Origin of the sequence: Micromonospora sp. WMMD1155, from assembly GCF_029581275.1 — a bacterium.
Taxonomy (GTDB): domain Bacteria; phylum Actinomycetota; class Actinomycetes; order Mycobacteriales; family Micromonosporaceae; genus Micromonospora.
This window is the reverse complement of the sequence record NZ_CP120742.1, coordinates 4,367,912-4,384,799: the sequence shown is the minus strand read 5'-3', so window position 1 is coordinate 4,384,799 and position 16,888 is coordinate 4,367,912. Positions and strand designations below refer to the sequence as shown.

Sequence of the window (16,888 nt, the reverse complement as noted above, 5' to 3'; positions counted from 1 at the left end):
CGGATCCGACACACGTACTACCCGAAGGTGAAGGCGTACGCGGCCGCGTCGGGCTCGCCGAACGTGACCTCCAGGGTCCGCTCGCGGACCGCGCCGTCCTGGCGTACGAGCTGGTAGAGGCGACCGTCCTGAAGCACCCCGTGGCCGTCGGCGTCGACGTCGACGCCGTGCGACGGGCCGGGCGCCTCCCCGTCGAGGAGCACCCGGAACGGGATCGACCGTCCCGGCACGGGGCCCAGCACGAGGTGGGCGTCACGGGCGTGGAACCGGAAGGCGATGCTGCCACCGGCCTGGTCGACCGTGACGCTCTCCGCGCCGATCGTCCAGTCCCCCGCCAGCGCCCACTGGTTGAGACCCAGGCGCTCGGGCAGGTGGTAGGCGCGACGTTCGTCGAGCGCCGGGCCGTCCGGCGACGCGAAGTGTTCGCCGCGACTGAAACCGAGGTACGTCTCGGGCGTCCGCAGGTCGTCCCAGTCGGCCTCCGCCTCCGGCCCGACCCCGTCGACGGGTACGGGGTCCCGCTCGATGCCGAGCAGGTGTTGCAGCGTCCGCTCGGACTGCTCGTAGCGCCCCTCGCCGAAGTGCTCGTCGCGGATGACCCCGTCGGTGTCGACGAAGTAGAGCGCCGGCCAGTAGTGGTTGTCGAAGGCCCGCCAGATCGCGTAGTCGTTGTCGACGGCGACCGGGTAGTCGATCGACCGCGCCTCGACCGCGCGGCGCACCTGGTCGACGTCGTGCTCGAACGAGAACTCCGGCGTGTGCACCCCGACGACGACCAGCCCGTCGTCGCGGTACGCCTGCGACCAGGCCCGAACGTACGGCTCCTGGCGTAGCCAGTTGATGCAGGTCAGCGTCCAGAAGTTGACCAGGACGACGCGCCCGCGCAGGTCGGCGGGGTCGAGTGGCTCGGAGTTGAGCCACTCGACCGCCCCGTTCAGCGGGGGCAGGTGCACGGCCATCTACCGCAGCGACCGGAAGGCGGTCCGAAGCTCCTCGGAGAAGATCTTCGGCTGTTCCCAGGCCGCGAAGTGCCCGCCGACGTCGAGCTTGTTGTAGTAGATGAGATTGGAGTACGCCTGCTCGGCCCAGCTCTGCGGTGCCTCGTACAGCTCGTCGGGGAAGACGCTGACCGCGACCGGGATCTTGACGCCCTTGGCGGCGAAGAACGAGAGCTTGTTCTCCGCGTACAGCCGGGACGCGGAGACCGCGGTGTTCGTCAGCCAGTAGAGCGAGATGTTGTCCAGGATGTCGTCACGGGTCAGGCCCGCCTTGGCACCGTCGAAGACCTGCGCGATCAGCGCGAGGCTCTTGGCGTCGTGGTCGAGCAGGAAGGACGCCAGACCGACCGGGGAGTCCGCCAGCCCGGTGAGCGTCTGCGGACGCGTCGCCATCATCAGGGCGTACGCGACGTGCTTCCAGACGTAGTTGGCCTCCTCGGCGGCACGCATCTCGTCGGCGGAGAGACCGGACGGCAGTGAGCCCATGGCGTTGTTCGCGCCGGTGGTGTCGCCCTGGAACAGCAGGTCGATCTCGGGTGGGATCGCGCCGGGCATGTTGGTGTGGATGCCGAGCAGTTCCGGGGGCGCCTGGAGGCCCATCTGGTCCACGATGACCGCACCCCAGTCGCCGCCCTGCGCGACGAACCGCGTGTAGCCGAGGCGCTTCATCAACTCGGTCCAGGCGGTGGCGATCTTCTGCGGGCTCCAGCCCGACTCGGTCGGCTTGCCGGAGAAGCCGTGCCCGGGAAGCGACGGGATCACCAGGTGGAAGGCGTCGGACGCGCTCGCGCCGTGGGCGGTGGGATCGGTGAGCGGTTCGATGATCTTCATCTGCTCGATCACCGAACCGGGCCAGCCGTGGGTGACGATGAGCGGCAGCGCGTCCTCGTGCTTCGAACGTACGTGGATGAAATGGATGTCCACTCCGTCGATCGTCGTCATGAACTGCGGCAGGGCGTTCAGTCGTGCCTCGACCTTGCGCCAGTCGTACTCCTTCTCCCAATAACGGGCGACGGCCTGAATGGTCCCGAGTGGCACGCCCTGCGACTGGTCGTCCACCGTTTCCTTGTCCGGCCACCGGGTCGCCTTGATGCGCCTCTTCAGGTCGTCGAGGTCGGCCTGGGGAATGTCGACCGAGAACGGCCGAATCTCCGTGGTGCCGGGACGGGTCTTGGTTTTGACAGCCATGCGGGTTCCTCTCCGACTAGGTTTGCGCCCTGCGAGGAGAATTCATGCGCCTGTGCGCCATTTCCGAAATGGGCACGCCGCCGCCATATTCGGAGCCTAGAACGGTGCGCCCCCGGCCCGTGGCGATACGGTGCTCAGGGCGCTGCGACGGCCTTCTCGGCGGCTCGACTGACCTGCTCCCAGCCCGCCCAGGTGTCCATCCGCCGTCGGGAGATGTCGAACGCGAGGTCGTACACCATGCTTCCGAGCAGGAGCCGCAGCGGCGGGTCGTCGCTGTCGACGAGTCGTAGCAACGCTTCGGCCGCGAGCCTGGGCTCGCTGTCGACCGAGCCTTCCGCCCACTGTCGTTCCAGTTCGGCGCGCAGTGGCGCGTACGCCTCCAACGGGGTGGTGGCGGCGATGCTGGTGTAGAGGTCGGTCCAGTATCCGCCCGGCTGCACGATGCTGACCGTGATGTCGAAGGCCGCCGCCTCCATGGCCAGGGCCTCGCTCATGCCCTCCAGGGCGAACTTGCTCGCGCTGTACATGCCGGTGCTCGGGAAACCACCGAGCGCGGCGATGCTGGACACCTGCACGATGTGGCCGGACCGCTGGGCCCGCAGGTGCGGAAGCACGGCCTGACCGACCCAGAGCGCGCCGAAGAAGTTCACCTCGAACTGGGCGCGCGCCTCGGCCTCGGTGAACTCCTCGACCATGCCCATGGACATGGTGCCGGCGTTGTTGACGACGATGTCGAGCCGCCCGAAGTGCGCCACGGCGGTGTCCACCGCGGTGCTGACCGCCGCCCGGTCGGTCACGTCGAGGGGCAGGGTCAGCAGCCGGTCGGCGTGCCGCTCGTCGAAGTCGGCGGCGGCGATGCTGCGGGACGCGGCGACCACCCGGTCGCCCCGGTCGAGGGCGGCGTCGGCGAAGGCACGGCCCAGGCCACGGCTGGCGCCGGTGATGAACCAGGTACGCATGACAATCTCCCCATCGGTTCTCGCGAGACGAGACGGTCCGTCTCGTTACGGCCAGAAGGCTAACTCCCGGTGGTGCCGCCGTCAAGACGAGACGGTCCGTCTCGTCGCTGGTATCGTCTCGGGCCATGACGCCCAACACGGCCCGCCGCAACGAGACGTCACGGCGCGCCATCCTCACCGCGGCCTTCGACCTGCTCCAGGAGATCGGGTACGCGAAGGTCAGCATCGAGGGCATCGCCACCCGGGCCGGGGTCGGCAAGCAGACCATCTACCGCTGGTGGCCGTCGAAGGGCGCGGTCATCTTCGACGCCTTCCTCCTGCTCAGCGAGGGCACCGAGGGCGAGCCACCGACGTTGCCGGACACCGGTGACCTGGCCGCGGACCTCAGCCTGGTGCTCCGCGCCACCGTCGAGGAGATGAACGATCCCCGGTACGAGCAACCGATGCGCGCCCTCGCCACCGAGATAACGCTCGACCCCGAGTTGGCAGCCGCGTACGCGCAACGGTTGGACGGGCCGTTGCGGGAGGCCAAACGGCAACGCCTTCGCAGTGCCCAGCAGGCCGGGCAACTCGCCGACGACCTCGACCTCGACGTGGCGGTGGACCTGATCTGGGGGCCGGTGCTGAACAGGTGGCTCTACCGCAGCGGTCCGCTCACCACCGAGTACGCCGACCAGGTCGTCACCACCGCCCTTGACGGGTTGCGACCCCGTAGACCCGGCGAGTGACCGTCTTTGCGTGACCGTAGCCCGGTGCGGCAACATCAGGCGCCGTGACGGCACCAGGCACGGACCCCGAGAACGACACCCCGGCCAGCACACCCCGGATGAGTCGGCGGACCCGGCACTGGCTGGTCGGCGCCGGCCTCACCGCCCTGGCCGCCACCCTCGGCATCACCCTCGCCGTACGCGGCGGCGCCACCCCGGCCTGCGCCGCGCCCCCGTCGGGGAACACCGTCCACAAGGGAAAGGCCAGCTTCTACGACGCGGGTCGCTCCGGTGGCAACTGCTCCTTTCCCGGCCCGCCCGCGGACCGGCTCTACGTGGCCCTCGGCTCGTCGCAGTACTCGAAGGGAGCGGCCTGCGGCAGCTACCTGGACGTGACCGGCCCGAAGGGCACCGTCCGGGTCATGGTCATGGACCAGTGCGGCGGCTGCGGGCCGACGAAGATCGACCTCTCCACCGAGGCGTTCACCCGGATCGCCGACCGGTCGCAGGGCATCGCGTCAGTGACGTACCGGGCGGCACTCAACCCGCCGCTCGACGGCGGGCTCACCTTCCGGATCAAGGGCGGCGCCTCGCAGTGGTGGTTCGCCGTCCAGGTCGGCAACCACGGCAACCCGCTGCGCTCGGTCGAGGCGAAGGGGACCAGCGGCGGCTTCCGCAAGGCGATCCGCCAGACCGACAACTACTGGACCGTCGAGGGTGGGCTCGGCCCCGGGCCGTTCAGCATCAAGGTCACCGACGTGTACGGGCACCGGGCGACCGCCACCGGCATCCGGATGGTCACCAAGCAGGTGCAACGCAGCACGGTGTCCCTCGTCAGCCCGGCCACGCCGAGCAGCTCACCCTCGCCGTCTCCCCCGGCCTCGCCCTCGGCCCCGTCCTCACCGAGCGCCGCCCCGCCCTCGCCCGCGCCGACGGCGACAGTCGAAGCGCTCGCCGGGCCCGCCCCGCTCGGCAGCGCGCGCTGCTGACCCGATACGCCGAGGACTCCGGCTCGTAACGGCTCGCACGCCGTGCGCCCGCGAGTCGGCGGCGGGCCGAGCCGGCGACCACCGCGCAGAGACGGTCCGAGCGCCACGGCCCATCAGCACTGGTCAGCATTCGTCCTTTGCGAGGCTCGCGAACTCCTCCATGGACACGGTCCGCTGCTCGTCGAGGTTGTCCACGACCTCGGTGATCAGAACAGATCCGGGCCGCAGGTCCGCCACCTCAGCGAACCGGAAGCTCACCGCGTGCGAGGTGAAGCTGCTGTCATCGGCGACTCCGTACATCCGGAAGGCCTCGTCCGGGTCAGGGGCCGGATCAGGTGGGAACCCCTCCAGGCGCACCCCGGTCGGCGAGGTGGCGGCACGCGGCACGGCATACCGTTGTCGCATCCAGGAGGGCTGACTCTGGGAGGCCACCGTGCCGGACGGCGAGGGCGAGACCGAGCGTTTCTCGGCAAGGAGGATGACGCTGCCTGGTGGTCGGTCCGCGCACCAGGACAGAACCGCGAAGGGCTGACCGTCGGCGTCCACGGTCAGGCCGGTGACGGCCTTGATCACAGGAGTGCAACCGGTCGCCCCGGCCAGCACGAGCATCGCAACGATCAGCGAAGCGCTGATCCGCCGCGCCTTCATCAGCATCTGAATCGCCACACCCCGACGGTCGCAGCACCACGTCAATCTCCGACCCCGCCCACGTCACAGACTGATGACGGTTGGTGACCCGTTGCTGACTCCTTGCCCTTCGTTTGAGTTCGAGCACACCCGGCCACGTTCGGGGCCGTCTGGTGGGCGGCTCGTGTCTGCCGGGTCAACGCGCGGCGGTGAACCGGCGCGCGATCGACCTTCGATCCGTTCACTCGGCGAAGGGCAGCGGGCAGCAGGAGGTCCCGGCGCAGGCGATCAGGTCGTCGCAACCGGCCGAGATGGCGGCCCGCAGGGTGTCGCGGGTGACGGTCAGGTCCGCCCGCTTCTGCTCTACCTCGATCAGCTTGTCGCTGGCACGTGCCTGTAGACCAGCGCCGGACCGCCGATTCCGGACGGCGTCGAGCAGGTCGGCGACCTCGTTGAGAGTGAAACCCAGACGTTGCGCGGTCTTGATGACTCGCAGCAGGGTGACCGTCTCGGTCGGGTAGAGCCGGTGCCCGCCCGGTGACCGCTGCGGCGGATCGAGCAGGCCCCGACGCTCGTAGTAGCGCAGCGTCTGCTGGTTGACTCCGGCCGCGTCGGCCAGTTGCCCGCTGCGCAGTCCCGGTCCGGTCACCGATGGTCCCGAACAGACACGGCCCGCTTGACGAGGGCGTCGAGCACGTCGACGTGGGCCGCCGGCACCCGAACGTCCAGTAACAGCGACTTCCCGTCAGGCCGGGAGAGGCCGAAGGTGAAGAACGAGCAGCAGGACGACTCCCGGGTTGTCAGGTCCCGCGCCGCCTCTTCGACCTGCGTACCGCCGTCGAGATGGAACCGCAGATGCTGGGCCGACAGCCGATCGAGGCCGCGCACGGCCTCCGCGAAGAACTGGTCGAACTCGGCGAGCCGCAGCGGCCGCTCAGCCGTCGGCAGGGTGCAGTCCTCCGGCACCCAGGCGTCGTCCGTCGCGATGTGGTCACTCATAGCCCGACGGTAAGCCCGTACCTACGTATCGGTTGCAAGCCCGAGAGCCTCACAGCGGTGCGCCTGCCATACGGGTGCGGCAGGCGGCGAAAGAGAGCCGGAAGACGGCACGAAGCAGCTCACCGTCCGCTACGCCAACAGCACCGGCGGCGACGGCCAGAACGCCCGCACCCTGACGGTGCGGGTCGACGGCGACGCCGGTCGCACGCTGACCATGCCGCCCACCACGAACTGGGACACCTGGAGCCTGGCCAGCGGCAAGACGTACCGGGGCGGCACCACGCAGACCATCACCACCACGCTGGACACCATGCCGGTGTTCAAGAAGCACTGAGGTTCCAGGGATCAAGACACCGGCCGGGTAGGGTGACCCACCCGGCCGGTGTCCTCAGGTCCAACGTCGAGGCCGCCGGGCCAGCGACAGCCACCCGAGGAACCGGGCGTGCAGCGCGGCCAGGTCCGGGCGCAGCCCCAGCCCGTACCCGTCGTCGATCGCCTCCTGCATCGACGCGGCCAGGTAGAACGCCAGCGCGATCGAATGACCGTAGAACTCGGCCGCCAGGTCGAGCCGAGCCGGACCGCACGGCCAGGGCGCGGCGCAGTTGCGGCACAACCACGCCGGGCGCATCGGCAGGTGCGGGGTCATCCGACCCGCACCGGACGCCGACGGCGTTCGGTCGGCAGGGCCTGCGTCCGCACGCCCGCCCGCATCACGAACAACTCGCGCCGCGCGACCGCGTCGCCCGCCGCGTTCAGCTGGTAACCCTCGATCCAGACCCAACCGTGGTACGTGTGCCGCTCCGGCAACTCGCGGATGACGCGCACGAAGATCGGGCGCAGGAACTGCACACTCGCCGCGGTGCTCAGGTAGACCACGTCACCGGCCGTCATCGTCCCGATCACCGCAACCCCCAGGGGTACGCGACAGCGCGGCTCGCCTGCGGTCGGCTCGCTGGTTTCGGCTCGGGCCTCTCGGGCTTGTCGTCGGGCACGCTCTCCCCCTCGGTGCCGTTGGGAGGGGGCCGCTCCCGTGAGTGCTCGCCCATCGGAAGCGGCCCCGCTACGAACGCGACCGCCGGTCTCGTGGTCCTACCAGCCGCGCCGCCTGGTGACACTCTGCTGTGGAGACCACTACGCTCGGAAGGCGTTCCAGGCGTCCGGGCCGGAGCTGGCCGGACCGGCCCGAGGCGTGTGGCACCTCGGGTAGTCGATCTCCGATGTGAGGAGCGTTGAATGGCTGACGTGCCGAGTCCACTCGCGGACTTCGTCGTGAGCGAGATCCGCCGCGCTCGCGGGGCGTCCGGGATGACGCAGGAGTCGTTCGGCCGGGCGGCGGGCTTCAGCGCCTCACACGTCAGCGCCGTGGAGAGCGGCACCCGGGCGCTGACGATCGACTTCATCAAGGGCGCTGATCGGGCGTTGAAGAACGGCGGACTCTTCGAGCGCCTGGCGACGAAGTTCGGCGCGCCGTCGTGGTTCCTGCCCTGGCTGGACGCGGAACGGGGCGCGACGCAGCTTCGCTACTTCGAACCCAACCTGATCCCCGGCCTCCTACAGGTGGAGCACTACGCTCGCACGGTCCTGCGAACCGTGGAAACCCTCACCGACGAGGAGGTCGAGCAGCGGGTTGAGGCGCGAATGAACCGGCAAGCGATCCTCACCGGACAGCACCGCCCACAGTTTGTCGCCGTGCTGGACGAAGCCGCGATACGTCGAACGGGCGACGGCCTCGGCGGGATCATGGCCCAGCAGGTCGCCCACCTGGTCGCGATGGCCGAACTTCCGCACGTTCACGTCCATGTCATCCCGATCGCGAGCGGCCTGCACATCGGGCTGTCCGGACCGTTCGCGCTGGCTCGGTCCAGCGAGGGCGTGTGGGTCGGCCACCTCGAAAACCAGCTTGGCGGGGAGGTCATCGACAAGGACGATGAGGTGGCTACGCTTCAGGCAAGGTGGGAGAGCGTCCGGAACGAGGCGCTACCTCGCCGGCAGTCCATCGACCTGCTGAAGGAAGTTGGGAGCCATCATGGACCTCAGTAACGCCCGGTGGCGCAAGTCCACCCGCAGCGGCGCGAGCGGCGGGAACTGCGTCGAGGTGGCAAGCAACCTGCCCGGTCTCGTGGCTGTCCGTGACTCGAAAGACGCCGCTGGCCCGTCCTTGACCTTCGCCCCAGCGGCCTGGGCCGCCTTCGTCGCCCAGGTCACCGAGCGGCCCTAACCGCCGCAACGCACCACGTCTCATTCGGTGGCTCGAAGAGCCCCAATCCCGTAGCCGGGGCAGCGATCGACTCTCCGACGAACGGCCCGGGTGCGACCGGGACGGCTCGTCCCGGTCGCACCGACGGATCAGGTGTTGATGGCGCCCATCATGGTGGTGGCGGTGTTGCCGCGCGCGGCGCGTTCTCCGGCGGCCGCCGCCTCCTCCGGGGTGGCGCCACGAGCCATCGCCCTGGCCACAGCCTCGGAACGCTGCTGTTCGATCTTCTCCCTGCGCCTCTTCGTGAACCGGCTCCAGATAGACATGAGCCAGTTCTTCCCGGAGGCCGGAGGTGGCAAACCGGTCGAGTAACCGCCTGGCAACCGTCTCGCTCCCACCGCCCGTCCCCGGGGCGCCTAGATGATGCGGCGTCGTAGCCGCCACACCACCACACCGATCAGGGCCGCCGCGACGGCGACGAACAGGGACGCCTCGATGAGCTGGAAGGTCCAGAACCGGTCGGCCGGGTGGTAGACCCCGAACTGCTGGACGCCCCGCGCGTGCAGGAACTGGTTGAGGTTGGTGCCGGCCCGGTCGGCGGCATCCTCCAGCTCGTAGTACTCGGTCGAGTTCAGCCTGCGCCCGGCGGCGTCTGCGTAGCCGTGTTCGATAACCCAGTCCGCGAAGCCGGTCCCGGGCCGGTGCCCCGCCTGGTCCTTCCCGACGGGGATCGGCTCCATGGTGGTGAGCGGGGTGGCGTACGCGGGACGGGCCACCAGCGCCACCGACATCCGGGCGGCGAGGAACGCCCCGAACGCGACGCCGAACGCGGGCAGGCTGCGCCGCAGGATCGCCCCGGCGGCGGTGGCGACGCCGAACGCGAACAGGGCGTACGCCACCGGCACGAGTCCCTCCAGGTCGAAGGCGTCGTACTGGAACCGCCCCTCCCACACGTCGAACGGCTGACGGAACCAGGTGAGCACCGCCGTGAACATCCCGGTGAGCGCGACGGTGACGCCGGCCAGTGCCGCGAGCTTGGCCGCCAGCCAGCGCATCCGCGGCACGGCTTGCGTCCAGGCGAGCTGCCAGGTGCCGTCCTCCAGTTCCCGCGCGAGCAGCGGCGCACCGAGGAACGCGCCGATGACGACGGGGACCAGATAGAAGGCCGCCAGAAGGTTCTCGACGTACCCGTACTCCTCGTCAAGCCGACGGAAGGAGGCCGTGCACGCCTCAGTGACACCGGCCTCCCCCGCACACCGGGCGGGACCGCCGGGGAACAGGTCGTGGGCCTGCGCCCCGAGCACCAGCAGGGCGACGCCGAACAGGCCGACGAGCAGCCCCAGAACGCCGACCTCGGTCCGGTGCTGCCGCCAGATCAGCCACGTCATGCCGCCACCCCCGACGTGACCGGAGCGCTCGACTCGGACGGCCGACGCAGGTACGCCATCACCAGGTCCTCCAACGCGACCGGCTGGGGCTGCCACCCGGGCGCGGCCGGGATCGCGCCGTCGCGTACCAGCAGGGTGGTGTGCCGGTCGCTGTGGACGGCCTGCACGACGCCGGCGGCCCGGTCGAGGTCGTTGGCCGTGCGCGGGCCGACGAGCAGCCGGTGCTCGGCGAGGAGGGTGTCGATGTCACCGGAGAGCGTGACCCGGCCGTCGTTGAGCACGACCAGGTGATCGCAGACGCGCTCCAGCTCGTGCACGACGTGGGAGGAGAACAGGACGGTCACCCCGCCTTCGGCCACCGCGCCCATGAGGACCTGCAGGAACTCGTGCCGGGCCAGCGGGTCGAGACTGGCCACCGGCTCGTCGAGGACGAGCAGGTCCGGCCGCTTCGCCAGGGCCAGAGCCAACGCGACCTGGGCCTGCTGCCCGCCGGAGAGCGTGCCGACCCTACGGTCGAGCGGGATGCCCAGCTTCGCCAGCCGACGCTCGGCCAATCCCTGGTCGAACCGCAGGTTGCAGGCCCGGCCGAAGCGGAGCATCTCGGCCACGGTGAAGCGCTTGTACAGCGGGTGGTCCTGGGCCAGGTAGCCGACCCGGGACAGAGTCTGCGAGGTGCTGGCGGTGACGTCGTGGCCGAGGACCTCCACCCTGCCGGTGCTCGGCGCCAGCAACCCGACGGCCATGCGCAGCAGCGTGGTCTTGCCCGCGCCGTTCGGCCCGACCAGGGCGATCACGCCGCCCGCAGGCAGGGCCAGGGTGCAGTCCCGCAGCGCCCAACCCTTCCGGTACCGCTTGCCCAGACCGTCCGCGCGCAGCGCGAACTCGGTCGCCGTCATGCCACGTCCTCGTTCCTCGTCTGCTGGTGGACGGAGGCGAAAAGCGCGTTGACCGCCTGCTCGTCGAGGCCGGTCGCGTAGGCGCGGCGCAGCCAGGTCGTCAGGCCGCGGCGCAGCGACGTGTACGTCGAAGCCGACATCACGGCCGACTGCTGTTCGTTGACGAACGTGCCCTGGCCGGGACGGCCGGTGACCAAGTCCTCCTGCTCCATCTGCCGGTACGCCTTGGCGACGGTGTTCGGATTGATCGCCAGGTCCTCGACCACCTCGCGGATGAGCGGGAGGCGGTCACCGGGTTGGAGGAAGCCCAGCAGCACCGCCTGGCGGACCTGCTGGACGAGTTGCAGGTACGGCGGCACGCCGGAGTGGGTGTCGAGCCGGAAGACGAACACGGGAGCCCCTTACTGCTTTCCTAGTACCATAGTAAAGCGGTAAGTCGCTGGTCAAGATAGCCGAAGCGGCTGCGGCCAGGGCGTCAAGCACCGCCCGAGGCTGACCATGAACGATCATCGGCAACCGAACATGAACAGCTCAGAGCCGTGATCACGGCTCTGAGCTGGTGGGCGACGGACGAGTCGACCTGTACGCCGGATTCTGTGCGCGACGCGTACCCCAAAGGGGTTCGCGTCGGCGGCGGCCATCCATCTCGGCCTGCCGTTGCCGGCAGGCTCTAGCGGCCTACCCGCAGACATCGGGCGGGCAGCCCTCAAGCGTCTGCGCCGGGTCGTCATCTTGCGGTGACGGCCCTTGCTTGGCCTTGCTCCGGGTGGGGTTTACCGAGCCACCCCGGTCACCCGGGGTGCTGGTGGGCTCTTACCCCACCGTTTCACCCTTACCGTCCCCGTTGGGGTCGGCGGTCTGTTTTCTGTGGCACTGTCCCGCGGGTCGCCCCGGGTTGCCGTTAACAACCACCCTGCCCTGTGGAGTCCGGACGTTCCTCGGCGGCGGGCCGGAGCCCGCCGACGCGACCGCCCGGTCGACTCGTCCGTCGCGCTCTCATCCTAACGACGAGCGTGCTGCCGGTATTGCCGCCCCGCCTGGGCAAGATCGCGCAGCTCAATGGCGGTCCGGCGGAGTCGCCTCGGAGGGCGACGGCTAGCCTCGTGGGGCTATGGATCTCTCCCACGCCGCGCTGCTGCTCGCCGCCGGTCTCGCCGCTGGCACTGTCAACGCGGTGGCCGGTGGGGGCTCGTTGATCACCTTTCCGGCGATGCTCGCGGTCGGGTTGCCCCCGGTGCCGGCGAACGTCAGCAACTCCGTCGCCGTCTTCCCCGGGTACGTGGCCAGCGTGGCGGGCAGCCGGCAGGACCTGCCACGCCCCCGTGCCCTGGCCACGCTGGTGCCGACCACGATCGTCGGCACGATCCTCGGGGCGTTGCTGCTGCTGGCCACCCCGGCCCGCGCGTTCGAGCTGGTCGTACCCTTTCTGGTTCTCGGCGCGACAGCGGTCCTGGCCTTCCAGGACCCGCTGCGCCGCCTGGTCGGTCACCCCCGGGACCTGTCGCCACGCCAGCGGACGGTCGCGGTGCAGACGATGGTCGCGCTCGGCGCGGTGTACGGCGGGTACTTCGGCGCGGCCCTGGGGGTGATGCTGGTCGCCGGGTTGGCCCTGGTGCTGGACGCGACCCTGGCGCGGGTGAGCGCGATCAAGAATCTGCTCTCGGCCGTGGTCGGGTTGACCACGCTCGTGATTTTCGCCCTGTTCGGCCCGCTGAACTGGGCGGCGGTCGCGGTGGTCGCGCCCGCCACCCTCATCGGGGGGTACGCGGGTGCCCGGCTCGTCCGTCGGCTGCCGCCGGTGGTGCTCAAGACGATGATCGTGGTGTTCGGTACGACGATCGGCCTCTACCTGCTCTACCGCGCCCTGGCCTGAGGGCGTCCACCCCGCCCGCCCCGGCGTCGACGCGCAAGATCCGAGCAACATCGGGGATGTTGCTGCCTCAGCGAGCCCGGAGGCAGCAACATCCCCGAAAGTGCGCGGATCTTGGGACGGGCGCGCGGGGCGGGCGCGCGGGGCGGGCGCGCGGGGCGGGCGCGCGGGGCGGGCGCGCGGGGCGGGCGGGCGGGGCGGGCGGGCGGGGCGGGCGGCGCGAGCCCGCGGCACTCAGTAGGCCTCGCCTACCGGCTCTTCGGCGGTGTTCTCGGCACCGGCGGCGGCGCGGTTCCAGCGGGACCAGAGGACCCGCTCGCCGTAGCCGGCGGCCATCACGTGCGCGAAGGCCAGGTAGACGAGGACACCGACGGCGAGCACCCCGAGGCCGACCCAGAACGGCAGGGCCGGCGAGTGTTCGGCGAGCTTGCCGGAGATGATCGGTGCCGGTGCGGCGGCACCCCAGCGGACCAGGTTGAACGCGCCGGTGGCGACCCGCCGGTCGGTGGAGCCGAGCCCGAGGGCCAGGTCGGTGAGGTTGGCGTTGGCCATCCCCATGCAGAGTCCGGCGAGCACCAGCACGACGAGCGACTCGGCGGTGCCGGTGGAGGTGGCGAAGAGGACCATGCAGACCAGCAGCCCGGCGATGGCCACGCCGACGGTCTGCACGGCGCCGATGCGGTGGGCCAGCCGGTGGCCGATCACCAGGATGCCGGCGGCCAGACCGAGACCCCAGCCGGTGAAGGCCAGCCCCAGCGGGATGATGTCCAGCTTGAGGAAGAGCGGCGTGTAGCCGAGGACCACGAAGAACACGAAGTTGTACGCGGCGGTCACCGCACAGAGGGCGATGAACGCCGGCCGGCGGAAGGTGGCGAAGATCTGGCCGACGCGTACCGGGGGCTGCCGGTTGGCGGGTTCGCGGAGCTTGCGGGAGGCCACGCCGAGGGCGAGGACCATGAAGACGCCGCAGACGAAGAACGGCAGCCGCCAGGTGACCTCGCCGAGCAGGCCGCCGATGAGTGGGCCGACGGCGAAGCCGAGTCCGAGGGCGGTCTCGAAGAGGCCGACCACCCACTCCCGGTCGACGGCCAGGTTGACCAGCACCACCATGGCGGTGGCGAAGAACATCGCGTTGCCCAGCCCCCAGACGCCACGCAGCACGGAGAGCTGCACGATGGTGTCGCTGAACGAGGCGAGGATCGCGGCGACGCCGACCACCGAGACACCCGTGATGAGCACCGGCTTGAAGCCGAACCGGCCGCTGGCCAGCGTCGCCGGGATCATGCCGACGGCCATGACCGCGATGTACGCGGTGAACAGCAACTCGACCTGCCAGGCGGTGACGCCGATCGCGTCGCCGATGGCGGGCAGGATCGGGTCGACGACGGCGATGCCGGCGATGGCGAGGAAGGCCACCAGTGTGGTGGCGTAGATGGCACTGCGGTTCGGTTCGGAACGCCGATCCACTCCGACTCCTCAGATAGCTGTATTGTACAGATACTTATTCTGTATCATACAGCTATGAGCGACGACCACGAGATCACCCTGGGGCACATCGAGACCGAGGTGGCCCTGCTGATGCGCTTCGGTGAGGCCACCCGGCGGGCCACCGGCACCGCCGAGCACCGGGTGCTCGACCGGGCGGCGTACGTGATCCTGCGGCACCTGGACAACGCCGGCCCGCAGAACGTCTCCGCGCTCGCCGCCCAACTCAACCTGGACGGCTCGACAGTGACCCGGCAGGTGTCCGCGCTCCAACGGGACGGCCTGATCACCCGTACCCCGGACCCGTCCGACGGCCGAGGCACCGTCATCTCCGCCACCACCGCGGGGCTGCAACGGATGGCGGCGGTGCGGTCCGCGCGAACCCGGCTCTACGGCGACATGCTGGCCGACTGGAGCCCCGAGGACCGGGAAACCCTGGCGCGGTTGCTGGGTCGCCTCAACCAGGCCCTGGTGAACCGCAACCGCCGCCGCTGACCACGCGCGGCGGTGTCGTGGTGGGGCGATCTCGGCGCATGATTCGTTTGCGACATCAGCTCGACAGCGTCTGAAACCACCTCACCGCCCCGCGACGACGACGGCCCTGGACACAGATACGCCCGGGCACCGACCGGCGTCGGTGCCCGGGCGTACCCAGCGGTCAGGCGACCGGTTCGCGGGCCGAGTCGGCGTCGCGGTCGGTGCCGGGGGTGACCCGGGGGTCGCCCTCGTCGGCGAAGTAGTCGTCCGATTCGGTGCCGTCGACGCCCTCGGCCACCTTCGCGGCCCGTACGGCGAGGGTCACCAGCGCGGCGACGGCCAGGTTGACCGCCACCGCCACGATGCCGACGTAGATCGTCTTGGTGGTGTCGAACCCGAACTCCGAGAGCGGGAACGCCGAGCCACCGAAGTGCTTCCGGGTCGGGCTGGCCACCTGGTAGAGCATCCACATGCCCAACCCCATGCCGACCACCCAACCGGTGATCAGGCCGGCGCGGTGGAACCACCTGGTGTAGAGGCCCAGCGCCACCGCCGGCAGCGTCTGGAGGATGATCACGCCGCCGATCAGCTGGAGGTCGATGGAGAACTGCGGGTCGAGGAAGACGATGCAGGCCACCGCGCCGACCTTCACCACCAGCGAGGTGATCTTCGAGACGTTGGCCTCCTGGGCCGGTGAGGCGTCCCGCTTCAGGTACTCCTTGTAGATGTTGCGGGTGAACAGGTTCGCCGCCGCGATCGACATGATCGCCGCCGGCACCAGCGCGCCGATGCCGATCGCCGCGTACGCGACACCGGCGAACCAGTCCGGGAACTGCTGGTCGAACAGCAACGGCACGACCGTGTTGTTGTCCACCGACCCGGCCGAGTTGCCCGGCAGCGGCTTCACACCGGCCGCGATGGCCATGTAGCCGAGCAGGGCGATCAACCCGAGCAGCAGGCTGTACGCGGGCAGCGCCGACATGTTCCGCTTGATCACGTCGCGGTTCCGGCTGGCCAGCACACCGGTGATGCTGTGCGGGTAGAGGAAGAGCGCCAACGCCGAGCCGAACGCCAACGTGACGTACTGGAGTTGGTTGTTGCCGTTGAGCAGGATGCCGTCGTTCGGGTTGGGCGAGGCGTCGAACTTCGCGTCCGCGGCGGCGAAGATGTCCCCCCAACCGCCCAGCTTGTACGGCAGGTAGATGACCGCCACCAGGATGACGATGTAGATCAGGCTGTCCTTGACGAACGCGATGAGCGCCGGTGCGCGCAGACCCGACTGGTACGTGTACGCGGCCAGGATCGCGAACGCGATGATGATCGGCAGGTGCCGGGCCAGCGCGTTGTCGCCGGTGACCCCCATCGTCTTGAGCACCGCCTCGATGCCGACCAGCTGCAACGCGATGTACGGCATGGTGGCCACGATGCCGGTGATCGCGATCAGCAGCGCCAGCACCGGCGAGTCGAAGCGCTTACGGACGAAGTCGGCAGGCGTGACGAACCCGTGCCGGTGCGACACCGACCAGAGCCGGACCAGCACCAGGAACACCAACGGATAGATCACGATGGTGTACGGCACGGCGAAGAACCCGGCCGCCCCCGCGCCGAACATCAGGGCCGGCACCGCCACGAAGGTGTACGCGGTGTAGAGGTCGCCGCCGACCAGGAACCAGGTGATCCAGCCGCCGAAGCTGCGCCCGCCCAGGCCCCACTCGTCCAGGTGCGCCATGTCCTTCGGGGCCCGCCAGCGGGCGGCCACGAAACCCATCGCGCTGACCAGGAGGAACAGCAGCGTGAAGACGATGATCTCGGTGAGGTGATCCCGCCACATCAGCGACCTCCACGCTTCTTGGTCATTTGGTACACCAGCGTCGTGGTGCCGACGCCGAGCAGGATGAACGCCAGTTGCAGCCAGTAGAAGCGCGGAAACCCGAAGACCCGGGGCGAGTCGGCGTTGAAGAAGGCCGGGACCAGCGGCACCACGATGGGAATGAAGAGCAACCAGTTCCAGGGGCTGTGGTCCTTCGCCCTGGTCGGCGCCGTGGTGGGCGCCTCCGGTTCCGGTGCAGCCATCTGACACACCTCCGGGGAGTCGAGGCTCTCGATGT

General features: G+C 69.9%; 22 protein-coding genes and 1 other RNA gene. 7 read left to right on the top strand and 16 right to left on the bottom strand.

The window, feature by feature from the left end:
* Window positions 1–17 precede the first annotated feature (17 nt).
* From O7617_RS20305 to O7617_RS20295, 3 genes are all read right to left on the bottom strand, one after another.
* Entirely contained in the window at window positions 18–959 is a 942-nt protein-coding gene (locus O7617_RS20305; protein ID WP_282257406.1) for a redoxin domain-containing protein, read from the bottom strand.
* On the bottom strand, window positions 960–2,186 hold the full coding sequence (locus O7617_RS20300; RefSeq protein WP_282257405.1) for an epoxide hydrolase family protein: 1,227 nt from the start codon (window positions 2,184–2,186) through the stop codon (window positions 960–962).
* 134 nt (window positions 2,187–2,320) lie between these two features.
* Window positions 2,321–3,145 (bottom strand): SDR family oxidoreductase, encoded by an 825-nt coding sequence (locus O7617_RS20295; protein WP_282257404.1) that lies wholly within the window; start codon window positions 3,143–3,145, stop codon window positions 2,321–2,323.
* Between the two features lie 125 nt (window positions 3,146–3,270).
* Between O7617_RS20295 and O7617_RS20290 the strand changes: the two genes are divergently transcribed.
* Together O7617_RS20290 and O7617_RS20285 are read left to right on the top strand one after the other, a co-directional pair.
* Window positions 3,271–3,873 carry a TetR/AcrR family transcriptional regulator gene (locus O7617_RS20290; protein WP_282257403.1) on the top strand — a complete coding sequence of 201 codons (603 nt, stop codon included), beginning with the start codon at window positions 3,271–3,273 and terminating at the stop codon, window positions 3,871–3,873.
* Between the two features lie 44 nt (window positions 3,874–3,917).
* On the top strand, window positions 3,918–4,841 hold the full coding sequence (locus O7617_RS20285) for an expansin EXLX1 family cellulose-binding protein (protein WP_282257402.1): 924 nt from the start codon (window positions 3,918–3,920) through the stop codon (window positions 4,839–4,841).
* 123 nt (window positions 4,842–4,964) lie between these two features.
* On the opposite strand, the gene O7617_RS20280 is transcribed toward O7617_RS20285, so the two are convergent.
* The 3 genes from O7617_RS20280 to O7617_RS20270 all read right to left on the bottom strand — a co-directional run bounded on the left by O7617_RS20280 (window position 4,965) and on the right by O7617_RS20270 (window position 6,467).
* Window positions 4,965–5,495 carry a hypothetical protein gene (locus O7617_RS20280; RefSeq protein ID WP_282257401.1) on the bottom strand — a complete coding sequence of 177 codons (531 nt, stop codon included), beginning with the start codon at window positions 5,493–5,495 and terminating at the stop codon, window positions 4,965–4,967.
* Window positions 5,496–5,709: 214 nt separating this feature from the next.
* Window positions 5,710–6,117 carry a MerR family transcriptional regulator gene (locus O7617_RS20275; RefSeq protein ID WP_282257400.1) on the bottom strand — a complete coding sequence of 136 codons (408 nt, stop codon included), beginning with the start codon at window positions 6,115–6,117 and terminating at the stop codon, window positions 5,710–5,712.
* Window positions 6,114–6,467, bottom strand: a complete 354-nt coding sequence (locus tag O7617_RS20270) for a hypothetical protein (RefSeq protein ID WP_282257399.1) — start codon at window positions 6,465–6,467, stop codon at window positions 6,114–6,116. The genes O7617_RS20275 and O7617_RS20270 overlap by 4 nt, the downstream gene beginning before the upstream one ends.
* A 178-nt stretch (window positions 6,468–6,645) precedes the next feature.
* Between O7617_RS20270 and O7617_RS20265 the strand changes: the two genes are divergently transcribed.
* Window positions 6,646–6,801 carry a hypothetical protein gene (locus tag O7617_RS20265; protein ID WP_282257398.1) on the top strand — a complete coding sequence of 52 codons (156 nt, stop codon included), beginning with the start codon at window positions 6,646–6,648 and terminating at the stop codon, window positions 6,799–6,801.
* Between the two features lie 54 nt (window positions 6,802–6,855).
* On the opposite strand, the gene O7617_RS20260 is transcribed toward O7617_RS20265, so the two are convergent.
* Both O7617_RS20260 and O7617_RS20255 read right to left on the bottom strand, forming a co-directional pair.
* On the bottom strand, window positions 6,856–7,113 hold the full coding sequence (locus O7617_RS20260) for a hypothetical protein (protein WP_282257397.1): 258 nt from the start codon (window positions 7,111–7,113) through the stop codon (window positions 6,856–6,858).
* Entirely contained in the window at window positions 7,110–7,358 is a 249-nt protein-coding gene (locus O7617_RS20255; protein WP_282257396.1) for a hypothetical protein, read from the bottom strand. Before O7617_RS20255 ends, O7617_RS20260 begins: the two co-directional genes overlap by 4 nt.
* 342 nt (window positions 7,359–7,700) lie before the next feature.
* Here O7617_RS20255 and O7617_RS20250 point away from each other — a divergent pair, with 342 nt between their 5' ends.
* Window positions 7,701–8,507, top strand: coding sequence for a helix-turn-helix transcriptional regulator (locus O7617_RS20250; RefSeq protein WP_282257395.1), 807 nt, complete (start codon window positions 7,701–7,703; stop codon window positions 8,505–8,507).
* Window positions 8,494–8,685 (top strand): DUF397 domain-containing protein, encoded by a 192-nt coding sequence (locus O7617_RS20245; RefSeq protein WP_282257393.1) that lies wholly within the window; start codon window positions 8,494–8,496, stop codon window positions 8,683–8,685. The genes O7617_RS20250 and O7617_RS20245 overlap by 14 nt, the downstream gene beginning before the upstream one ends.
* 128 nt (window positions 8,686–8,813) lie before the next feature.
* Here the strand turns inward: O7617_RS20245 and O7617_RS20240 are convergent, their stop codons facing one another.
* The 5 genes from O7617_RS20240 to rnpB form a co-directional block, all read right to left on the bottom strand.
* Window positions 8,814–8,990: a hypothetical protein gene (locus O7617_RS20240; RefSeq protein ID WP_282257391.1), complete on the bottom strand. Its 177-nt coding sequence runs from the start codon at window positions 8,988–8,990 to the stop codon at window positions 8,814–8,816.
* A 90-nt stretch (window positions 8,991–9,080) separates the two neighbouring features.
* Complete coding sequence (locus tag O7617_RS20235; protein ID WP_282257390.1) at window positions 9,081–10,052, bottom strand: ABC transporter permease subunit; 972 nt, start codon at window positions 10,050–10,052, stop codon at window positions 9,081–9,083.
* Window positions 10,049–10,948 (bottom strand): ABC transporter ATP-binding protein, encoded by a 900-nt coding sequence (locus tag O7617_RS20230; RefSeq protein WP_282257389.1) that lies wholly within the window; start codon window positions 10,946–10,948, stop codon window positions 10,049–10,051. The genes O7617_RS20235 and O7617_RS20230 overlap by 4 nt, the downstream gene beginning before the upstream one ends.
* Entirely contained in the window at window positions 10,945–11,340 is a 396-nt protein-coding gene (locus O7617_RS20225) for a GntR family transcriptional regulator (protein WP_282257388.1), read from the bottom strand. The genes O7617_RS20230 and O7617_RS20225 overlap by 4 nt, the downstream gene beginning before the upstream one ends.
* A gap of 175 nt (window positions 11,341–11,515) precedes the next feature.
* Window positions 11,516–11,932, bottom strand: an RNA gene (rnpB, locus tag O7617_RS20220) — RNase P RNA component class A.
* A gap of 127 nt (window positions 11,933–12,059) precedes the next feature.
* Here rnpB and O7617_RS20215 point away from each other — a divergent pair.
* Complete coding sequence (locus O7617_RS20215; protein WP_282257387.1) at window positions 12,060–12,821, top strand: sulfite exporter TauE/SafE family protein; 762 nt, start codon at window positions 12,060–12,062, stop codon at window positions 12,819–12,821.
* Window positions 12,822–13,052: 231 nt separating this feature from the next.
* On the opposite strand, the gene O7617_RS20210 is transcribed toward O7617_RS20215, so the two are convergent.
* A complete protein-coding gene (locus tag O7617_RS20210; RefSeq protein ID WP_282257386.1) occupies window positions 13,053–14,285 on the bottom strand; it encodes an MFS transporter in 1,233 nt (410 codons plus the stop codon).
* A gap of 54 nt (window positions 14,286–14,339) precedes the next feature.
* On the opposite strand from O7617_RS20210, the gene O7617_RS20205 reads away from it, so the two are divergent.
* The gene (locus O7617_RS20205) at window positions 14,340–14,798 is read left to right on the top strand and encodes a MarR family transcriptional regulator (RefSeq protein ID WP_282257385.1); all 459 of its coding nucleotides are present in this window, start codon (window positions 14,340–14,342) and stop codon (window positions 14,796–14,798) included.
* 163 nt (window positions 14,799–14,961) lie between these two features.
* On the opposite strand, the gene O7617_RS20200 is transcribed toward O7617_RS20205, so the two are convergent.
* Complete coding sequence (locus O7617_RS20200) at window positions 14,962–16,611, bottom strand: sodium:solute symporter (RefSeq protein ID WP_282257384.1); 1,650 nt, start codon at window positions 16,609–16,611, stop codon at window positions 14,962–14,964.
* Complete coding sequence (locus O7617_RS20195) at window positions 16,611–16,853, bottom strand: DUF3311 domain-containing protein (RefSeq protein WP_282257383.1); 243 nt, start codon at window positions 16,851–16,853, stop codon at window positions 16,611–16,613. The genes O7617_RS20200 and O7617_RS20195 overlap by 1 nt, the downstream gene beginning before the upstream one ends.
* Between the last annotated feature and the right edge of the window lie 35 nt (window positions 16,854–16,888).

Bases quoted from the DNA above. Each gene is read 5' to 3' on its own strand.
- O7617_RS20245 (WP_282257393.1), top strand. From the start codon at position 8,494: ATGGACCTCAGTAACGCCCGGTGGCGCAAGTCCACCCGCAGCGGCGCG.
- O7617_RS20230 (WP_282257389.1), bottom strand. From the start codon at position 10,948: ATGACGGCGACCGAGTTCGCGCTGCGCGCGGACGGTCTGGGCAAGCGG.
- O7617_RS20235 (WP_282257390.1), bottom strand. From the start codon at position 10,052: ATGACGTGGCTGATCTGGCGGCAGCACCGGACCGAGGTCGGCGTTCTG.
- O7617_RS20260 (WP_282257397.1), bottom strand. From the start codon at position 7,113: ATGACCCCGCACCTGCCGATGCGCCCGGCGTGGTTGTGCCGCAACTGC.
- O7617_RS20305 (WP_282257406.1), bottom strand. From the start codon at position 959: ATGGCCGTGCACCTGCCCCCGCTGAACGGGGCGGTCGAGTGGCTCAAC.
- O7617_RS20295 (WP_282257404.1), bottom strand. From the start codon at position 3,145: ATGCGTACCTGGTTCATCACCGGCGCCAGCCGTGGCCTGGGCCGTGCC.
- O7617_RS20205 (WP_282257385.1), top strand. From the start codon at position 14,340: ATGAGCGACGACCACGAGATCACCCTGGGGCACATCGAGACCGAGGTG.
- O7617_RS20240 (WP_282257391.1), bottom strand. From the start codon at position 8,990: ATGTCTATCTGGAGCCGGTTCACGAAGAGGCGCAGGGAGAAGATCGAA.
- O7617_RS20255 (WP_282257396.1), bottom strand. From the start codon at position 7,358: ATGACGGCCGGTGACGTGGTCTACCTGAGCACCGCGGCGAGTGTGCAG.
- O7617_RS20215 (WP_282257387.1), top strand. From the start codon at position 12,060: ATGGATCTCTCCCACGCCGCGCTGCTGCTCGCCGCCGGTCTCGCCGCT.
- O7617_RS20290 (WP_282257403.1), top strand. From the start codon at position 3,271: ATGACGCCCAACACGGCCCGCCGCAACGAGACGTCACGGCGCGCCATC.
- O7617_RS20270 (WP_282257399.1), bottom strand. From the start codon at position 6,467: ATGAGTGACCACATCGCGACGGACGACGCCTGGGTGCCGGAGGACTGC.
- O7617_RS20280 (WP_282257401.1), bottom strand. From the start codon at position 5,495: ATGCTGATGAAGGCGCGGCGGATCAGCGCTTCGCTGATCGTTGCGATG.
- O7617_RS20300 (WP_282257405.1), bottom strand. From the start codon at position 2,186: ATGGCTGTCAAAACCAAGACCCGTCCCGGCACCACGGAGATTCGGCCG.
- O7617_RS20200 (WP_282257384.1), bottom strand. From the start codon at position 16,611: ATGTGGCGGGATCACCTCACCGAGATCATCGTCTTCACGCTGCTGTTC.
- O7617_RS20195 (WP_282257383.1), bottom strand. From the start codon at position 16,853: ATGGCTGCACCGGAACCGGAGGCGCCCACCACGGCGCCGACCAGGGCG.
- O7617_RS20250 (WP_282257395.1), top strand. From the start codon at position 7,701: ATGGCTGACGTGCCGAGTCCACTCGCGGACTTCGTCGTGAGCGAGATC.